Origin of the sequence: Nocardia sp. CA-151230 (assembly GCF_050942175.1) — a bacterium.
Taxonomy (GTDB): Bacteria; Actinomycetota; Actinomycetes; order Mycobacteriales; family Mycobacteriaceae; genus Nocardia.
The window spans coordinates 8,718,931-8,736,272 of sequence record NZ_CP192061.1 but is presented as its reverse complement, the minus strand read 5'-3'; the positions used below and the strand labels follow the sequence as shown (position 1 = coordinate 8,736,272).

At 68.6% G+C, this 17,342-nt stretch carries 13 protein-coding genes, 1 pseudogene and 1 riboswitch; of the genes and pseudogenes, 7 read left to right on the top strand and 7 right to left on the bottom strand.

Annotated features, from left to right (window positions below):
- Window positions 1-77 precede the first annotated feature (77 nt).
- The 3 genes from ACQP1O_RS40925 to ACQP1O_RS40915 all read left to right on the top strand — a co-directional run bounded on the left by ACQP1O_RS40925 (window position 78) and on the right by ACQP1O_RS40915 (window position 3,897).
- Complete coding sequence (locus ACQP1O_RS40925) at window positions 78-1,322, top strand: glycosyltransferase (RefSeq protein WP_433563614.1); 1,245 nt, start codon at window positions 78-80, stop codon at window positions 1,320-1,322.
- A 157-nt stretch (window positions 1,323-1,479) separates the two neighbouring features.
- Entirely contained in the window at window positions 1,480-3,570 is a 2,091-nt protein-coding gene (locus ACQP1O_RS40920) for a glycosyltransferase family 39 protein (protein WP_433563613.1), read from the top strand.
- A 174-nt stretch (window positions 3,571-3,744) separates the two neighbouring features.
- Complete coding sequence (locus ACQP1O_RS40915; protein WP_433563612.1) at window positions 3,745-3,897, top strand: hypothetical protein; 153 nt, start codon at window positions 3,745-3,747, stop codon at window positions 3,895-3,897.
- A gap of 16 nt (window positions 3,898-3,913) precedes the next feature.
- Here ACQP1O_RS40915 and ACQP1O_RS40910 read toward each other — a convergent pair whose 3' ends face one another.
- Window positions 3,914-4,540: an NAD(P)-dependent oxidoreductase gene (locus ACQP1O_RS40910; protein ID WP_433563611.1), complete on the bottom strand. Its 627-nt coding sequence runs from the start codon at window positions 4,538-4,540 to the stop codon at window positions 3,914-3,916.
- Window positions 4,541-4,695: 155 nt separating this feature from the next.
- Window positions 4,696-5,835 carry an epoxide hydrolase family protein gene (locus ACQP1O_RS40905; RefSeq protein ID WP_433563610.1) on the bottom strand — a complete coding sequence of 380 codons (1,140 nt, stop codon included), beginning with the start codon at window positions 5,833-5,835 and terminating at the stop codon, window positions 4,696-4,698.
- Window positions 5,836-5,919: 84 nt separating this feature from the next.
- Between ACQP1O_RS40905 and ACQP1O_RS40900 the strand changes: the two genes are divergently transcribed.
- Both ACQP1O_RS40900 and ACQP1O_RS40895 read left to right on the top strand, forming a co-directional pair.
- Window positions 5,920-6,570 (top strand): TetR/AcrR family transcriptional regulator, encoded by a 651-nt coding sequence (locus ACQP1O_RS40900; RefSeq protein ID WP_433563609.1) that lies wholly within the window; start codon window positions 5,920-5,922, stop codon window positions 6,568-6,570.
- Between the two features lie 104 nt (window positions 6,571-6,674).
- A complete protein-coding gene (locus ACQP1O_RS40895; protein ID WP_433563608.1) occupies window positions 6,675-7,079 on the top strand; it encodes a VOC family protein in 405 nt (134 codons plus the stop codon).
- Window positions 7,080-7,170: 91 nt separating this feature from the next.
- Here ACQP1O_RS40895 and thiC read toward each other — a convergent pair whose 3' ends face one another.
- On the bottom strand, window positions 7,171-8,832 hold the full coding sequence (thiC, locus tag ACQP1O_RS40890) for a phosphomethylpyrimidine synthase ThiC (RefSeq protein WP_433563607.1): 1,662 nt from the start codon (window positions 8,830-8,832) through the stop codon (window positions 7,171-7,173).
- A riboswitch (TPP riboswitch) is annotated at window positions 8,826-8,936 on the bottom strand. Its footprint overlaps the gene before it by 7 nt.
- Window positions 8,937-9,039: 103 nt before the next feature.
- Entirely contained in the window at window positions 9,040-10,431 is a 1,392-nt protein-coding gene (locus ACQP1O_RS40885; protein ID WP_433563606.1) for a lipase family protein, read from the bottom strand.
- 98 nt (window positions 10,432-10,529) lie between these two features.
- On the opposite strand from ACQP1O_RS40885, the gene ACQP1O_RS40880 reads away from it, so the two are divergent.
- Window positions 10,530-11,204 (top strand): TetR/AcrR family transcriptional regulator, encoded by a 675-nt coding sequence (locus tag ACQP1O_RS40880; RefSeq protein ID WP_433563605.1) that lies wholly within the window; start codon window positions 10,530-10,532, stop codon window positions 11,202-11,204.
- A gap of 21 nt (window positions 11,205-11,225) precedes the next feature.
- Here ACQP1O_RS40880 and ACQP1O_RS40875 read toward each other — a convergent pair whose 3' ends face one another.
- Window positions 11,226-12,158: a LysR family transcriptional regulator gene (locus ACQP1O_RS40875; RefSeq protein ID WP_433563604.1), complete on the bottom strand. Its 933-nt coding sequence runs from the start codon at window positions 12,156-12,158 to the stop codon at window positions 11,226-11,228.
- Here ACQP1O_RS40875 and ACQP1O_RS40870 point away from each other — a divergent pair.
- Window positions 12,157-13,620 (top strand): annotated as a pseudogene (locus ACQP1O_RS40870) (MFS transporter); the annotation flags it as partial. The gene ACQP1O_RS40875 and the pseudogene ACQP1O_RS40870 overlap by 2 nt on opposite strands.
- A 39-nt stretch (window positions 13,621-13,659) precedes the next feature.
- Here the strand turns inward: ACQP1O_RS40870 and ACQP1O_RS40865 are convergent.
- Window positions 13,660-16,026, bottom strand: a complete 2,367-nt coding sequence (locus ACQP1O_RS40865) for an MMPL family transporter (protein WP_433563603.1) — start codon at window positions 16,024-16,026, stop codon at window positions 13,660-13,662.
- 102 nt (window positions 16,027-16,128) lie between these two features.
- Entirely contained in the window at window positions 16,129-17,307 is a 1,179-nt protein-coding gene (gene fahA, locus ACQP1O_RS40860) for a fumarylacetoacetase (protein ID WP_433563602.1), read from the bottom strand.
- Between the last annotated feature and the right edge of the window lie 35 nt (window positions 17,308-17,342).

Sequence of the window (17,342 nt, the reverse complement as noted above, 5' to 3'; positions counted from 1 at the left end):
CGCGAGGCAAGCGGCTCCCAGGAACCTCCCAGGCAGGCCGCAGACTGATGTGAGTCTGGTGATCGAGATTGGTCTGCATGAGCGACACCGTGACCGCCGTGCGGGCGGCGGAACCCGCAGATGCAGTGACCGCGCCCGTCGTGGACGTGGTCGTTCCGGTCTACAACGAAGAGGTCGACCTCGGCCCCTGCGTGCGCAGACTGCACGCGTTCCTCACGCTGAACTTCCCCTTCACGGCGCGAATCACCATCGCCGACAACGCCTCCACCGACAGCACCCTCGAGGTGGCCCGGCAGCTGGCCGGCCAGATGGACGGCGTGCGGGTGGTGCACCTGGACCGCAAGGGCCGCGGCCGCGCGTTGCGCGAGGTCTGGCAGGCCTCCGACGCCCAGGTCGTCGCCTACATGGACGTGGACCTGTCCACCGACCTCAATGCGCTGCTGCCGCTGGTCGCGCCGCTGGTGTCCGGGCACTCCGACGTCGCCATCGGCACCCGGCTGGCCTCCTCCTCACGGGTGGTGCGCGGGCCCAAGCGCGAGATCATCTCCCGCTGCTACAACCTGATCCTGCGGGCCTCGCTGCAGGCCAAGTTCTCCGATGCGCAGTGCGGTTTCAAGGCCATGCGCGGCGAGGTGGCCAAGCTGGTGCTGCCGCTCGTCGAAGACGGTGAATGGTTCTTCGACACCGAACTGCTGGTGCTGGCCGAGCGCATCGGGCTGCGCATCCACGAGGTGCCGGTGGACTGGATCGACGACCCGGACTCCCGGGTGGACATCATCGACACGGCCCGCAAGGACCTGCTCGGCGTCTGGCGGGTCGGCCGCGCGCTGACCACCGGCCGGTTGCCCATCAACGAGCTGCGCGCCGCCATCGGCCGCGAGCCGCTGGTCGAGGGCGTGCCGCTGGGCATGGTCGGGCAGCTGGTCCGCTTCGGCATCGTCGGCATCACCTCGACCCTGGCCTACCTGCTGCTCTACGTCCTGCTGCAGGGCGTCACGGGCGCGCAGGCCGCCAACTTCCTGGCCCTGCTGGTCACCGCGATCGGCAATACCGCTGCCAACCGCGCCTTCACCTTCGGGGTGCGCGGGTCCAATCAGGCGGTGTCGCACCACTTCCAGGGTCTGGTCATCTTCGGCGTCGGCCTGGCGCTGACCAGTGGTTCGCTCTACACCCTGCACCACTGGGCCCCGGATGCGGCGGTGCACCTGGAACTGCTGGTACTGGTGATCGCCAACCTGGTCGCCACCCTGCTGCGCTTCGTCGGTCTGCGGTGGGTCTTCCGCAATGCCGGACGGCATCCCGTGCCCGAGGCGGTCCGGTGACCACGATCCGCCCTGCGTCACAGGCGCTTCCGAACGACGGCTTCCGGTTGGTGCGAGTGGACTTCCCCGGCCGATGCCACCCCGAACACGGCGACCTGCCGTACTGGACCACCCCGCCCGACACCCGCACTGATCGAGCTGACCGAGGAGGCGACCGATGACCGCGACACTGACCGAGCCCGGGCTCGCTCCACCCCCGGCCGAGCCGCCCGCGGCCCGCACCGGCCGCCGGGAGTACCTGGCGCCGGCGGCCCTGCTGATCGGCACCGCCATCGCCTACATCTGGAACCTGTCCGCCAACGGCTGGGCCAACTCCTTCTACGCGGCCGCCGTGCAGGCGGGTTCGGTGTCGTGGAAGGCCATGTTCTTCGGCTCCTCCGACGCGGCCAACTCCATCACCGTGGACAAGACGCCACTGTCGTTGTGGCCCATGGAGATCTCGGTGCGGATCTTCGGCCTGCACAGCTGGAGCATGCTACTGCCGCAGGCCCTGCTCGGCGTGGCCTCGGTGGCGCTGCTGTGGGCCATCGTGCGCCGAACCTTCGGCGCGAGCGCCGGACTGCTGGCCGGCCTGGTGCTGGCGCTGACTCCGATTGCCGCCGTGATGTTCCGGTTCAACAACCCCGACGCCATGCTGGTGTTCCTCATGCTGGCTGCGGCCTGGGCCATGACGCGCGCGGTCGCCGACGGCCGCTGGCGCTGGGTGCTGCTCACCGGCGCGTTCATCGGACTCGGCTTCCTGGCCAAGCAGTTGCAGGTGCTGCTGGTGGTGCCCGCACTGGCGCTGACCTACCTGATCGCGGGCCCGCCCGAGCTGGGCAAGCGCATAGCGCAGCTGTTCGGCGCGGCCGCGGCCATGGTGGCGGGCGCGGGCTGGTGGGTGCTGCTGGCCGAGCTGTGGCCGGCCTCGGATCGCCCGTACTTCGGTGGTTCGCAGCACAATTCGATCATCGAACTCACCCTCGGCTACAACGGCCTGGGCCGCCTCGACGGCAATGAGCGCGGCAGCGTCGGCGGTTTCGGCGGCGGCGACCAGCTGCCGACCGGCGGTGGCGGCATGTGGGGCACGCCCGGCATCGGGCGGCTGTTCGAACCGGCACAGGCCGGTCAGATCGCCTGGCTCATCCCGGCTGCCCTGGTGCTGCTGGTGGCGGGAATCGCCCTGCGCGGCAAGCTGACCCGCACCGATCCCGAGCGTGCCACGCTCATCCTGTTCGGGGGCTGGCTGGTGGGCACCGGGCTGGTGTTCAGCCTCATGAAGGGCATCTTCCACCCGTACTACACGGTGGCGCTGGCCCCGGCTGTGGCCGCGGTGATCGGCGCGGGCTCGGTGCTCGCCTGGCGGCACCGCGATCGGCTTTGGGTGCGCCTGGCCGCCGTTCTCGCCATGGGCCTGACCGCGACCACGGCGTGGATCATCCTGTCCCGCAGCACGTCCTTCGTGCCGTGGCTGCGCTGGGTGGTCCTGGTGGGCGGCATTGTCGCCACCGTGCTCCTGCTGATTCGCCTGCCCCGCAACGCCGGTCCGGTCGTCGCGGCGGCCGCGGTGCTGGTCGGTCTGGTCGGTCCCACCGCCTACGCCGTGGACGGCATCGCCACCGCACACCAGGGGCCGATGCCCTCGGGCGGACCCGCGGTGCGTGGCGCCTGGGGTCCGGGCGGGCCGCGCGGCGGCGACCACGGCATGCCGAACGGCCGCACCGGAAACGGTGGACCGGGCAATGGCAATGCCGGACCTGGCAACGGCATGCCCGGCGGGCAGCCGGGTGGCGGTCAGCACGGCATGGGGATGAACCACGGTGACACCGCGACCGGCGGACCCGGTGGAACCGAGGGCGGTCCAGGCGGATTCGGCGGCGGCGCGGGCAACATGATGATGGCGAGCAACCCGAGTGACAAGGTCACCGCGCTGCTGAAGGCCGACGGCTCCGAGTACACCTGGGTGGCGGCGACGGTCAGCTCCAACTCGGCGGCCGGATTCCAGCTGGCTACCCAGCTGCCGGTTATGCCGATCGGTGGCTTCAACGGCAGCGACCCCTCGCCGTCACTGCCCCAGTTCCAGGAGTACGTGCAGGTCGGCCGGATCCACTACTTCATCAGCGGCAATCAGATGGGCGGCGGCCGTGGCGGCAACGGCGACAACCAGAGCCAGAGCTCGCAGATCACGGCGTGGGTGAAGGAGCACTTCAACTCGCAGGAGGTGGACGGCATCACCCTCTACGACCTGACCGCGCCGAAGACCACCTGACCGGCGGGCTTGCCACCGCCACAACAGGGCTGAGCGCTCGTACCCGATGGGGGACGAGCGCTCGGTTCTTTCCGCCGTACGCAACCGGCGCAATTGGCACTGCGACTCGGCCGCAAGTGATCTACCCCGTCGTTAGAATCGATGTGACGGTCGTCATGATCCAGGGAATCCGCCATGAGCACGCCGCATCCCCTCAGCGATGAGCATCGAGAAGCCTTCTGGCGCAGGGCCGGATGGGATCCGTACCTCCCGGATGCCGAGCGCGCGGCCATAGAACGCCGCTGGGACGACGAATCCATCTCCCTGGCAGAGGTTTTCGGCTTCTGATCAGCGGCGCACCGGGTCAGTTCGAGATGCCCGGGGTGCGACGGATGTAGGTGCCGTCGGTGAGCTGTTCGACGAGGAACTCGGCGATGTCGGCGCGTGAGATCTTCAGCGACAGGCCGGTTTCCGTGGCCGGGAAATCCCGGCGGTAGTTCCCGGTGGCCGGTCCGTCGGTGAAGGCGCTGGGCCGCACGATGGTCCAGTCCAGACCACTGGCCAGCACGTACTCCTCCTGCCGCACGTGATCGGCGTAGGCCTGCCGCAGCAGCATGCCGAACATGACGTACTTCCAGACGAAGTTCAGATTGCCGCGGCTGTCGCCGACACCCAGCGAGGACTGGCAGATCAGCCGCTTCACCCCAGTCCGAGCCATGGCCTCGATGATGTGGCGGGTGCCCTCGGCGCGCACCACGCCCTTGCGGCCCGCGCCGAGGGTGACGATCACCGCGTCCTGCCCGATCACGGTGCGCTCCACCGCGGCCGGGTCCAGCACATCGCCGACCTCGACTCGCAGCCGCTCGTGGGGTGCGGTGTTCAGGTTGGCGGGATCGCGGGTCAGTACGGTGACCTGATGCCCGGCCGCGAGGGCACGGGCGACGACGTGGCGACCGACGGTTCCGGTGGCTCCGAAAATGGCGACATTCATGGCTCTCACCTCGTGTAATTCGTTGTTGCGATGATGAATTCAGTACATCAGCGAGAGTCTCCGGGAACCATCGCCGCGCGTCTCGCGAACATGCGGGAGGATCCAGGCCGGCCTGTGGGATGAACCAGGCCGGCCTTCGCACAGAACCAGGTGTATCAGCCCAGCCCGGCGAAGAATTCGCGAATATCCGCGACCAGCACATCGGTTGCCTCGTGCGCGGCGTAGTGTCCCGCGGCATCATTGGCGCTGGTCGAGCCCGAGTTCACGTCGTAGGCGTGCCAGCTCACGATGTTCTTGTGATCGCGTTCGGCGAAGGGGCGGATGGACTGGAAATCGCCGGCGAACATGGCCAGCGCGGTGGGGACGGTGGTCGGTCCGGTGGGCTGCTCGGTGGCGTGGGCGTCCTCGTAGTAGAAGCGGATGGACGATCCGGCGGTACCGGTGAGCCAGTAGATGGCCATATTGCCGATCACGAATTCCGCGTCGAGGCTCTCGGGGAAGAGCTGCGAGTTCCAGCCCAGCAGGCCCAGCGGCGAGTCCGACAATGCGAAGGCCAGGGTGTGCGGCTGCTGGCTCGACAGCGTATTGAACGCGAACTTGTTGTCGTAGAACCACTGCAGGTGCGCCAGCGCGGCCATGTCCTCCTCCGACAGGCCGGCCATCTCGGCCGGGTCGCCCGACGGGAACGAGAACAGCTGCGTCACATGGACTCCCAGCACTCGATCCGGCGCGATCCGGCCCATTTCCGGCGCGATCATCGAGCCGGCGTCATTGCCGATCGCGCCGAACCGGGTGTAGCCGAGCCGGTCCATGAGCTCCACCCAGGCGCGGGCGGTGCGGTAGCGGTTCCAGCCGGTGGAGCGGGTCGGGCCGGAGAATCCGTAGCCCGGCAGCGACGGGATGACCACATGGAAGGCCGGGGCGTCCGCGTCCTCGGGTGCGGTGAGCGGCGCGATGAGATCCACGTACTCGAGGACCGAGCCCGGCCAGCCGTGGGTGAGGATCACCGGGGTGGCATCCTCTCGCGCCGACCGCACGTGCAGGAAGTGGATGTCCTCACCCTCGATCTCGGTGGTGAACTGGGGGTAGGCGTTCAGCTTGGATTCCAGTGCCCGCCAGTCGAATTCCTCCAGCCAGTACTGCGCGAGCTCGCGGATGCGCGCGTTCGGGACGCCGTACGCGTCGCCCACTCCCGGCAGCTCGTTCGGCCACAGCGCCTTGCGCAGGCGGTCGGCCAGATCGTCCAGCTGGGCCTGGGGGACGTCGATGCGGAAGGGGCGGATGGCGTTCATCATTCTCTCCTTGGTGGAACGGAATGCTTCGTTCTGTTCAAACCATAACGGAACGGATCATTCCGTTCAAGTGGTAAGCTCGGATTCATGCCGAAGACAGCCGGACCCGCAGCTCAGCGCGCCCTACCCGGTCGCAAGGCGCAGGCCGCCCGCAATGACGAACTCATCCTGGCCGCCGCTCGGGACGTGTTCCTGGCCGAACCCAAGGCCCCGATCTCGGCCGTCGCCGAGCGTGCGGGGGTGGGGATCAGCGCGCTCTACCGCCGCTATCCGAGCAAGGAGGAGCTGCTGCGCACCCTCTGCTACGACGGACTGCGCCGCTACAACGCGGAAGCCGAAGCGGCCCTGGAGAATTCCGACGGCTGGGCGGCGCTGGTCGACTTCCTGCACCGCGTGGTCGACGCCGATGTGCACTCGCTGACCGTGCATCTGGCCGGGACCTTCACCCCGGACGAATCGATCCTCCCGGACGTCCAGCGCTCGGCCGCACTCAATGACGAACTCCTGCGCCGGGCCCGGGAATCGGGGCGGCTGCGACCCGGGGTCAGCGTCGCCGACTTCGGCCTGATCCTCGAAGCCTGCGCGACGATTGCACTGCCCGATCCCGAACGCACCGCCCAGCTGCGCCGCCGGGTTCTGGCCCTGCTGATCGACGGCCTCACCGCCACCGGCGACCTGCCCGGCCCGCCACCGGTTCCAGGCGAATTCGCCCAACGCTGGCAGCGCCGTGACCAGTGAACGGTAGCGTTCGCGGGCGGGCCGACATTCGTTCCCCGAACCATGACGAATTCCGCGGCTCGGCTCCGACTTCCGCAAGAGCACTCGAATCGGAAGGAACTGTCATGAACTGGACACTCGAAGTGGTCATCGTCCCCGTGTCGGACGTGGACCGCGCCAAGGACTTCTACAGCACGAAGCTCGGGTTCCATGTGGACCACGATGTCCGGCCCGTGGAGGGGACGCGGATCTGTCAGCTCACGCCGCCGGGGTCGGGCTGTTCGATCGTCATCGGCGAGGGCGTGGTGCCGAAGATGGAGCCGGGATTTCTCAAAGGGCTGCAGCTGGTGGTGCCGGATCTGAAGCGTGCCCACGCTGAACTGGTCGAGCGTGGAGTCGAGGTCAGCGACATCCAGGTGCTGCCGGGGCCGCCGTCCGCGGGCGACCCGCTGGACAACAGCGGGTTCATCTTCTTCGACGATCCGGACGGCAACAGCTGGGCCGTCCAGCAGATCTCGAGCCGGGCCTGAGGCGACGAGACCGGGCCGGAAACACGATTCGGGGCGAGCGGCTCGAAAGCCGCCCGCCCCGAATCGGATTCGCCGGCTACCGGATGCGGTCCTAGGACACGACCGGCAGGTACACCTGGTTGCCGGTGGAGGCGAACTCGGCGGACTTCTCCGCCATGCCCGCTTCGATGGCGGCGATATCGGTGAGGCCCTGCTTCTCGGCGTAGTCGCGCACGTCCTGCGAGATGCGCATGGAGCAGAACTTCGGGCCGCACATGGAGCAGAAGTGCGCGGTCTTGGCGGGCTCGGCCGGGAGGGTCTCGTCGTGGTACTCGCGGGCGGTGTCGGGGTCCAGCGAGAGGTTGAACTGGTCGGTCCAGCGGAACTCGAAGCGCGCCTTGGACAGTGCGTTGTCGCGGTCCTGGGCGCGCGGGTGCTGCTTGGCCAGGTCGGCAGAGTGGGCGGCGATCTTGTAGGTGATCACGCCGACCTTCACGTCGTCCCGGTTGGGCAGGCCCAGGTGCTCCTTGGGCGTCACGTAGCAGAGCATGGCGGTGCCCGCCTGCGCGATGATGGCCGCGCCGATGGCCGAGGTGATGTGGTCGTAGGCCGGCGCGATATCGGTGGCCAGCGGGCCGAGCGTGTAGAAGGGAGCCTCCTCGCAGAGCTCCTCCTCCAGCTTCACGTTCTCGACGATCTTGTGCATGGGCACGTGACCCGGGCCCTCGATCATCACCTGCACGCCATAGGATTTCGCGATCTTGGTGAGCTCGCCCAGGGTGCGCAGCTCGGCGAACTGGGCCTCGTCATTGGCGTCCGCGATGGAACCCGGACGCAGACCGTCACCCAGCGAGAAGGTGATGTCGTACTTGGCCAGGATCTCGCACAGCTCGGCGAAGTTGGTGTACAGGAACGATTCCTGGTGATGGGCCAGGCACCATGCCGCCATGATGGAACCGCCGCGCGACACGATGCCGGTGACCCGCTTGGCGGTCAGCGGCACGTAGCGCAGCAGCACGCCGGCGTGCACCGTCATGTAGTCGACGCCCTGCTCGGCCTGCTCGATCACGGTGTCGCGGTAGATCTCCCAGGTGAGCTTGGTGGGATCGCCGTTCACCTTCTCCAGCGCCTGGTAGATCGGCACGGTGCCGACCGGGACGGGGGAGTTGCGCAGGATCCACTCACGGGTCTCGTGAATGTTCTTGCCGGTGGACAGATCCATGATGGTGTCGGCGCCCCAGCGGGTGGCCCACACCATCTTCTCCACCTCCTCGGCGATGGAGGAGCTCACGGCCGAATTGCCGATGTTCGCATTGATCTTGACCGCGAACTTCTTGCCGATGATCATCGGCTCGGACTCGGGGTGGCGGTGGTTGGCCGGGATCACCGCGCGACCGGCGGCCACCTCGTCGCGCACCAGCTCGGGCGCGACGCCCTCGCGCGCCGCGATGTAGCGCATCTCGTTGGTGATGATGCCCTGGCGGGCCCAGGCCAGCTGGGTCGGCGGGCCGTCGGCCTGCGGCTTGTCCCAGGTGTCGCGGAGCTTGGGCAACCCCGCCTCGAGATCGATGGTGGCGGTGTCGTCGGTGTACGGACCGGAGGTGTCGTACACGTCGAAGTGCTCGCCATTGGTGAGATTGATGCGCCGCACCGGAACTCGCAGGGTCGTGCCGTCGGCCTCGACCTGCTCGTAGTGCTTGACGCTGCCCTCGATGGGACCGGTCGTCACGGTGTCGACGGGCGCAGAGTTGCTCGGGACGCGACTCGATGACATGGGTGAATCCTCCCTACGCCGGCATTACCCGGTCAGGTTCATACGGTCGACGGCCCACTAGCCGTCCTCTCAGCCCGCTGGTGCGAGCCCCCGTTGGCATACGTACTTTTCCGGAGCCGACCATACCGCGCTCCACGGCACGCACGCTCCGAGACCGCGGAATATACGATCCGGTCTGCTCAGGGGATGGATTCGGCCGCGTGAGGTTCAGCGCTCCTGCGGGCCGATGGGCCGGCCCAGTGCGCCGAACGCGGCGTTCAGCTCGATCTCGGTCTGGGTGGCGAGGGCGTCGAGGCTGCCGAGCATGGTGATCACATCGTCGGTGCGGCAGCCGGACGGGTCGGACGCGCCGGGGGCGAGGCGGGACTTGATCCAGTTGAAGGCATCGGCCATGCCGAGGGTGGTCAGGGTCAGGTGCTCGCTGAGGTGATCGCGCTTGTAATGGACGGAAGCACCTCCGTCGCACCACCGCTGGACCATACGGTCGTTGGTGTACCACGGCACGGCCTCGTCGTAGATGCCCTGATAGACCATGATGGGCGCGGTCGGCGGATTACCGCCCAGCACAGTCGAATCGAAGACCTCCCTGATCTCCGGCAGTGCCAGGTAGTCGGCGATCGGGATGGTCAGCATGCGCTGGTAGTCGGTGAACATCAGGTTCAGCACATTGGGTACCAGGCACTGGTTCGCGGTGCGGTCCATGACCGCGCGGCCCTCGGGTGTCAGGTACCTCTCGGTGGTCTCGGCGAACCTGGGGTACGCGTTGCGCAGCGAGGCGATACCCACGCCGATGAGGCCGGCGAACATCGAACCGTTGACGTGCAACAGGGATTCGACATCCGAAACCGGCGCGCCCAGGGCGATGCCCTTGATGTTCAGCTCCGGCGCGTAGCCCGGCTGCATCTCCGCCGCCCAGCCGCTGCCCATGCCGCCCCCGGAGTAACCCCACAGGGCCACCGGCGTATTCGCCCCGTCCAGGCCCAGCGGCTGAAAGCTCTCGGCGGCGCGCACGCTGTCGAGAACCAGGTACCCGGGTTCCTTGGCGACCGCGAGATGCCCGTTCAGGCCCTCGTAGTCGGGCACATTGATGGCGTAGCCCTGGCTGATGGAGGCCGCGAGCTCCAGGTACTCGACGGTGGAGTGCACGCCCTCCAGTGCGGGTAGTCCGCCACCCTGCCGCAGCACGTAGGACGGCGCGCAGGCGGGCGAGGTGCTGTCGTAGAAGAACTGGTGCGAGACCAGCGGCCGGCCGTGAGAAGTGTTGGCCCCCTCCGGAATCGCCACCGTGGTGGCCGCGACCGTCGGCTGCCCGAACAGGTCGGTGGTGCGGTACAGCAGCTGCCACGATCGCACGTGCACCGGCAGCACGGTCAGCACCGCCAGCTGCACCTCGCGGCTGCGCAGGATCGTGCCCGGATCGGTGGATTCGAACCCGTCGGGCGCTCGATAGAACGGGTCGACGTTCACCGGGAGTGTCTGCGCGGCAACGGTTCCCGCGGTGACTCCCCCCAGGAGCACGGCCGAGGCGGCCGCCAGTGCCGTCGCGAGCGCGGCCGCGAGCAGCCGCTTCCCGCGCCCGCGATCTCCAGTGATTGCCACGTCTCCGTTCCCTTCTCATCGACGTGACAGCGATTACAGCACGGCATCCGATTACCAACAAGATGTCTTTCTGAAACGAGCTTGGCTATCGTCTAGGCATGTCCCGCAGCAAATCTGCCGCGCCGACCGACCGGACCCCCGTGCGGCGTCGCATCCGCGGCCTCGACGCCGACGAGCGCAGCGCCCAGCGCCGCCGTCAGCTGCTCACCGCCGCCACCGAACTCTTTGCCCGGCAGAGCTATTCGGGCACCTCCATCGAACAGATCTGTCAACACGCCTATGTCGGAACCAAGGGCTTCTACGACCACTTCGACAGCAAGGAAGCCTGCTACACCGCCCTGCTGGAACAGATCACCACGGGTGTCCAGCAACGGGTGGCCGAGGTGGCCGTCGAAACCGTCGACGCCGACTGGCCCACCCGCCGCGCTACCGTCCTGGCCGCCTTCGTCCACGCCATCGCCGACGACCCCCGCCTGGCCAAGGTCACCTTCGGCGAAGCCGGCGGCATCTCACCCACCGTCGAAGCCATGCGCCGCTCCAACCGCCGCTGGTCCGCCGAATTTCTGAAATACCAATGGCTGCAGGCTGATCCGCGCGACGATCCGCACCTGCTGGCCCTCGCCCTCGCCACCATCGGCGGCATGTTCGAACTGGTCGCCGACTGGCTGCACCACCACGACGACGGCGGCGCACCGGATTCGGTGGACACCCTCGTCGCCGATCTGAACCACTTCGTCGCGGTGGTCGACGGGGGCCGGACCGCCGCCCGCTGAGCGAACCTCCGGCCGGGACGCTCAGTCGCGCGGGCGGGCGGCCAGCATGATCTCGCGCAGGGTATCGCGGAGCCAGACATGGGCGGGGTCGGCGTCGTTGCGGGGATGCCAGGCCAAAGCGTATGGCAGCGGCGGGGTTTCGATGGGTAGGTCGAACACGGTGAGGCCGAGTTGCTCGGCCATGGGCGCGGCGCAGGCGGGGACGTTGCCGAGCAGGTCGCTGTTGCGGAGGAAGAACAGGGAACCCGTGATGCCGGCGACCGAGGCGGTCACCTCCCGGCGCAGGCCCTGGTGGGCGAGGGCGTCGTCGATCGGACCGGAGCGCCGGCCGCGCCGGGAAGCGGCCAGATGGCGGGCGCGCACGTAGTCCTCGAGCCGAATCGCGGTGCCGCGCACCAGCGGATGCCCGCGGCGGGCGATGCCGACCATGCGGTCCTCGAACACCGGCGCGACCTGGATTTCCGGTGCGCGGTCGCCGATGATGCCCATCTCGAGATCGGCCACGCCGTCGCGCAGCATGGGCGCGTCGGTGTGGCCCTCATCGAGGAAGCGCAGCGTGATGCCGGGGGCCTCGGTGGCGGCGCGTTCGACCAGGGCCGGGCCGAATACGGCGGCCATGGCGTAGTGGGCCAGCACGGTGAGATCGCGGTTGACGGTGCGAAGGTCGGTGCTGTGAGCGGCCGAGAAGAGGCGCCGCACGCGCTCGACCAGCTCGCGTACCTCGGGCTCGATGGCCAGCGCATGTGGGGTCGGGACCATGGTGCGGCCCGCGCGCACCAGGATCGGATCCCCGATGGTCCGCCGGATGCGTCCCAGCGCGCGACTGACCGCCGGCTCGGACAGCCGTAGGCGTTCGGCCGCCCCGGTCACGCTGTGCTCGGTGAGCAGAGCGTCCAAGGCGACCAGCAGGTTCAGGTCCAGGCCGCGAAGGTCGGATGGTTGCGTCTGGCGCATGTATTCCATGATAAAGATGCATTTGAGTAATTTATTTGCCGGCCCTACCGTTGAATTCGTTGCGGTGAACACGGGCGAAAGCGTTGAACTGGTTCGCCGATTGGAGTGCGCCGCGACATATTTCCGGCCAGGGCCCGGCTCGGAATGCCTTCCGGCATCGCTTCGCGACGTCGTCGCGGTGGCGCCGCTTCCACTTATCCCGATTTCCAGGAGTTCTCGCATGTCCACCGTTGTGTCCGCCGTGCCGGTCACCGACTCCCGAACCGCCGGACCGCCGCGCGCGGTCCTGCTCGTCCTGTGCGCCTGCGTCATGGTGGCGCAGAGCATGGTGGCCGCCATCAATCTCTCGATTCCCCTGCTCGCCGCGTCTCCGCTGCATCCGAGTTCGTCGGAACTGCTGTGGGCGGTCGACGCCTATGTGATCGTCTTCGCTGCCCTGCTCATCCCGGCCGGCGCGCTCGGCGACCGGTACGGGCGCAAGGGCGCGTTGCTGGCCGGGCTCGGACTGTTCGCTGCGGGCGCGCTCACCAGCGCGCTGGCTCCGCAGGCGGCCGTGCTGATCGCGGGCCGGGCGGTGTCGGGTGCGGGCGCGGCGCTCATCATGCCCGCCACCCTGTCGATTGTGGTGCAGTTGTGCCCGGACGCCCGCACCCGCGCGAGCGCGCTGGCCGCGTGGACCCTGTCGCTGGGTCTGGGTGGCGCACTGGGCAATATCGGCGGCGGAGTGCTGCAGCAGTATCTGCCGTGGCAGGCTCTGTTCTGGGTGATGGTTCCCGCCGGTCTGGCCTTGCTGGCGGTGGCGGCGGTGGTGACGCCGAAAACCCCGCGGCGCGAGGCGGATCAGGATCCGCTCGGGGCGGTGCTGCTCACGGCCGGATCGACCGCAGTGCTGTACGGCATCATCGAGGGCCCGTCACACGGCTGGGGCGCGGCGGAGGTACTGGCCGGATTCGGGCTCGGCGCGGTGCTGCTCGCGGTGCTGGTCCGGCATTCGCTGCGTTCGCCGCATCCGCTCATCGATCCGCGGGTGTTCCGGTCCCGGCGATTGAGTGTGGCCGTCCTGGGCACGGGCACCACGTTTTTCGGATTGTTCGCATTGTTCTTCGTGAACTCGCAGTACCTGCAGTACGTGAAGGGCTTCTCGGCGGGCGCGGCGGGACTGGCCATCGTGCCGCTCACCCTCGGCATGATCCTGGTGCCCCGTTTCGCGGTCCGGCTGGAAGCCCGGCTGGGCCCGCTGATTCCGGCCGCGGGCGGGCTCGCCGTCATCGGCGCGGGCCTGCTGGCGGTCGCGACCGCGGACGCGGACACCCCGTATCCGCTGTATGCGGTCTATCTGGTGGTGCTGTCCGTCGGCATGGGGTTCGCCGCGCCTGTGCTGACGCACGGCGTGATGGCGAACCTGCCGGTCGATCGCGCCGGGATGGGTGCCGGATTGAACTCCGCCGCACGGGAATTCGGCGCCGCCAGCGGCGTCGCGGTGATCGGCACCGTCATGGCCTCACACGCCGGAGACGGCGCCCACCCGGTCGCCTTCGCCGACAGCATGGGTGTCGGTCTCGGCGTCATCGGCGTCCTGGTGCTGCTCGCCGCCGGTGTGGTCGCCCTCGGCTACCGCCGCGACTGACTCCTCCTCCAGTCCGATCCGCTTGTGCAGCGCCGCAAGCGGTTTCGGCGCCCACCAGTTGCCCGTGGACATCAGGCGCATGAGGGCCGGGGCCAGCAGGCCGCGAATGATGGTGGCGTCGGAGACCACGGCCAGCGCCAGGCCGATGCCGAACAACTTCATGGGTGCGACCTCGGAGGTGGCCACCGCCAGCAGCACCACCGCCATCAAACCCGCTGCGGCGGTGAAGATCCGGCCGGTGCGGGCCACCCCGAGGGCCACCGAGCGGGTATTGGCCGCCCGGCCGCGATCCGAGGCCAGCCACTCCTCCCGAATCCGGGACAGCAGGAAGACCTCGTAGTCCATCGACATGCCGAAGGCCAGGCAGAACATGAGGATCGGCATGAACAGGTCGATGCTGCCGGTCGGGGCGAACCCCAGTGGTCCGGACAGGTGGCCTTGCGCGAAGACCCAGATCATGGCGCCGAAGGTGGCGGTCAGCGACAGCATGTTCAGCAGCAGCGCCTTCACCGGGAGCACCACGCTGCCGGTGAACAGGAACAGCAGGATCAGGGTGATGACGGCGATGAGCGCGGCGGCCAAGGGGATCCGGCTGATGACCGAGTCCATGGTGTCCTTGTTCAGGGCGGCCGCGCCGCCGAACAGCACGTCGCCGGGAGCCGGAACCGCCCGAAGTGCCGCGAGCTGCTGTTTGCCCGCGGCGGAGTAGGGCGCGACCTTGGTGCCGACCGAAAGGTAGGTCCCGTTCGGGCCGACCATCTGCGGGATGCCGGCCGCCACCCGCTTGCCGGTCGGCGGGACGCCCTCGGCGGACGGCGTCGCCAGGTAGACACCCTCGCTGGACAGCACCGCCGCGACGCCCGGCACCTCCGAGAGGCTCTTGGCGTACGCGCCGATTTCCGCTGCGCCGCCGTGGAATCCGGGCAGCACGATTACCGCGCTGGAGGCCATGTCGGCATTGAAGTCCTGCCGCAGCGCGTCACCCACCTGACGGCTGGACGCGAAGGTGCCGATCACGCGATCGTCCGGAGTGCCGAAATGTGCCTTCAGGAACGGGGATCCGAGCGCCAGCAGCACCGCCGCCGCGATCACCGCGACCGGCAGCGCCCGCCGCATGACCGCGGTCACCAGCCGGTACCAGAAGGTGGTCTCGACCGGCTTGGGCGCGGGCTCGCCGCGACCCAGCAGGCGGCGCATCGGTTTCCGCAGATCCCAGGCGTTCACCCGATCGCCGAGCAGCGCCAGCGCGGCGGGCAGCAGCAGTACCGACGCGCCCACGGCCGCTGCGACGACGGCGACACCGGCGTAGGCGAAGGATTTGAAGAACGGCTGCGGGAACACCGCCAGCGCCGCCAGGGCCAGGGCGACGGTCAAGCCGGAGAACACCACGGTGCGGCCGGCGGTCTGCACCGAACGCAGAATGGCCGCCCGGGTATCGCGGCCATTGGCCAGCTCCTCGCGATACCGGCTGACAATGAACAGGCTGTAGTCGATGGCCAGGGCCAGCCCCAGCGCGCTGGTCATGTTCAGGGCGAAGATGGAGACATCCATGACCGTGGTCAGCCCGCGCAGAATGCCCAGCGTCGCGGCGATCGCGAACAGTCCCACGCCGACCGGCAGCAGCGCCGCGACCACGCTGCCGAACACCAGCACCAGCAGCAGCGCCGACACCGGCACCGCGATGGCCTCGGCCAGCAGCAGGTCCTTTTCCACCTGGTGATTGATATCGGCGAAGGAACCGGCCATGCCGCCGACCCGGACCTGCACGCCGTCGTTGTCCCGATTGAGCTGGTTCGACAGCTCGGCGGCCCGGTTCTGCACCTCGGTGTCGGTGCCGGTGACCGTGGCCATGATGAGCCCGCGCTGCCCGTCCTTGCTCTTCAGCGCGGCGGCCAGGTCGGGCCGGGCGGCGAGGCTGGTCCAATACGACTGCACGCCGGTCACCGTCGGATCCTGGCTCAGCTCGTCGGTGACACGTTGCGCCTCGGCGCGCACCTGCGGGCTGTTGACGCCCCCGTCACCGCTGACCATGACGATGAGGTTGGGATTGCCGCCGGGGAAGTTCTTCGTGATGAAGTCATTGGCGCGCACCGACTCCAGCGAGTCGGTGAGATAACCACCGCCGACCATGTGGGATTTCACGGTGGCTCCGAAGCCGCCGCAAATGAGCATCAACAGGAGCGCGGCCACCAGGACCGCGCGCGGGCGTGCCATGGCGAACCGGGCAGAACTGGTCAACATGGACGCCACCCTCCGAAGTCATCAGACATTCGGAACGGTAACGTTCCTGACTTACCGGTCGGTAGGGTCAGTGATGATGTTCATGGTGATGCGGTTCGGCTATCAGTCGGCTTTCGCGATGCGCCCGCGCACCTCACCCAGCTCCAGGTGACCGCCCCCGATGGCGGGTGCGGTGGCCGTGATGACCACCTCGTCGCCGTCCTGCAGGAAGGTCCGCTGCACCCCGTTCAACTCGATCGGTTCGGTACCGCCCCAGCTCATTTCCATCAGCGACCCACGCTCGCCACGATCGGCCCCCGAGATGGTGCCCGAGGCGAACAGATCGCCGGTGCGGGTCGACGCGCCGTTGACCGTCAGATGTGCGAGCATCTGCGGCGCCGACCAGTACATGCGCCGGAACGGGGGAGCGGAGATCCCCCGGCCGTTCCACTCGACGGTCAGCGTGATGTCCAGTGCCCAGGACGTGTCGTCCCGCAGATACGGCAGCGGCTCCGGATGCTGCGGCGGCAGCGGAATCCGCGCGGCGGCCAGCGCGTCGAGTGGAGTCACGAACGCCGACAGGCTGGTCGCGAAGGACTTGCCGAGGAACGGGCCCAGTGGTTGCCCCTCCCAGGCCTGGATATCCCGGGCCGACCAGTCGTTCACCAGCGCCACCCCGAAGACGTGCTCGGCGAACTCGCCGGTCGCGATGGGCGTACCGAGCCGCGAGCCCGCGCCCACCACGAAGCCCAGTTCGGCCTCGATGTCGAGGCGGCGGCTCGGCCCGAAATCCGGTGTGCCGGAATCGGTCCGGCGCTGTCCGTGTGGCCGGACGACATCCGTGCCCGACACCACCACGGTGCCCGCGCGCCCGTGGTACCCCACCGGCAGGTGCCGCCAATTCGGCAGCAGCGGTTCACCGGCCGGCCGCAGCATCCGGCCCATGGCGGTGGCGTGATCGAGGCTGGCGTAGAAGTCGACGTAGTCGCCGATCTCCACCGGCAGGTCCAGCCGCACCGCCCGCACCGAATGCACCGCCGCCGCGGGCAGTTCCGCGTCGGCCACCGCGCGCACCTGCTCGCGCACCTCCCGCCAGCACTGCGGGCCCTGGGTCATGAAGGCGTTCAGGCTGGGCTGCGCGAACATCGGATCATCCAGCGCCACCGCCAGATCGATGATCGAGTCGCCCAGCCGCGCCCCCACCCGCGGGTCCCCGCCCAGCGGGCGGAACACGCAGTACGGCAGGTGCTCCGGGCCGAATCCGGAACCCGAGGGCACCTCGATACGCACCCGGCTGCTCATTTCCCCACCACCCGATCCCATGTCACCAACCCCTG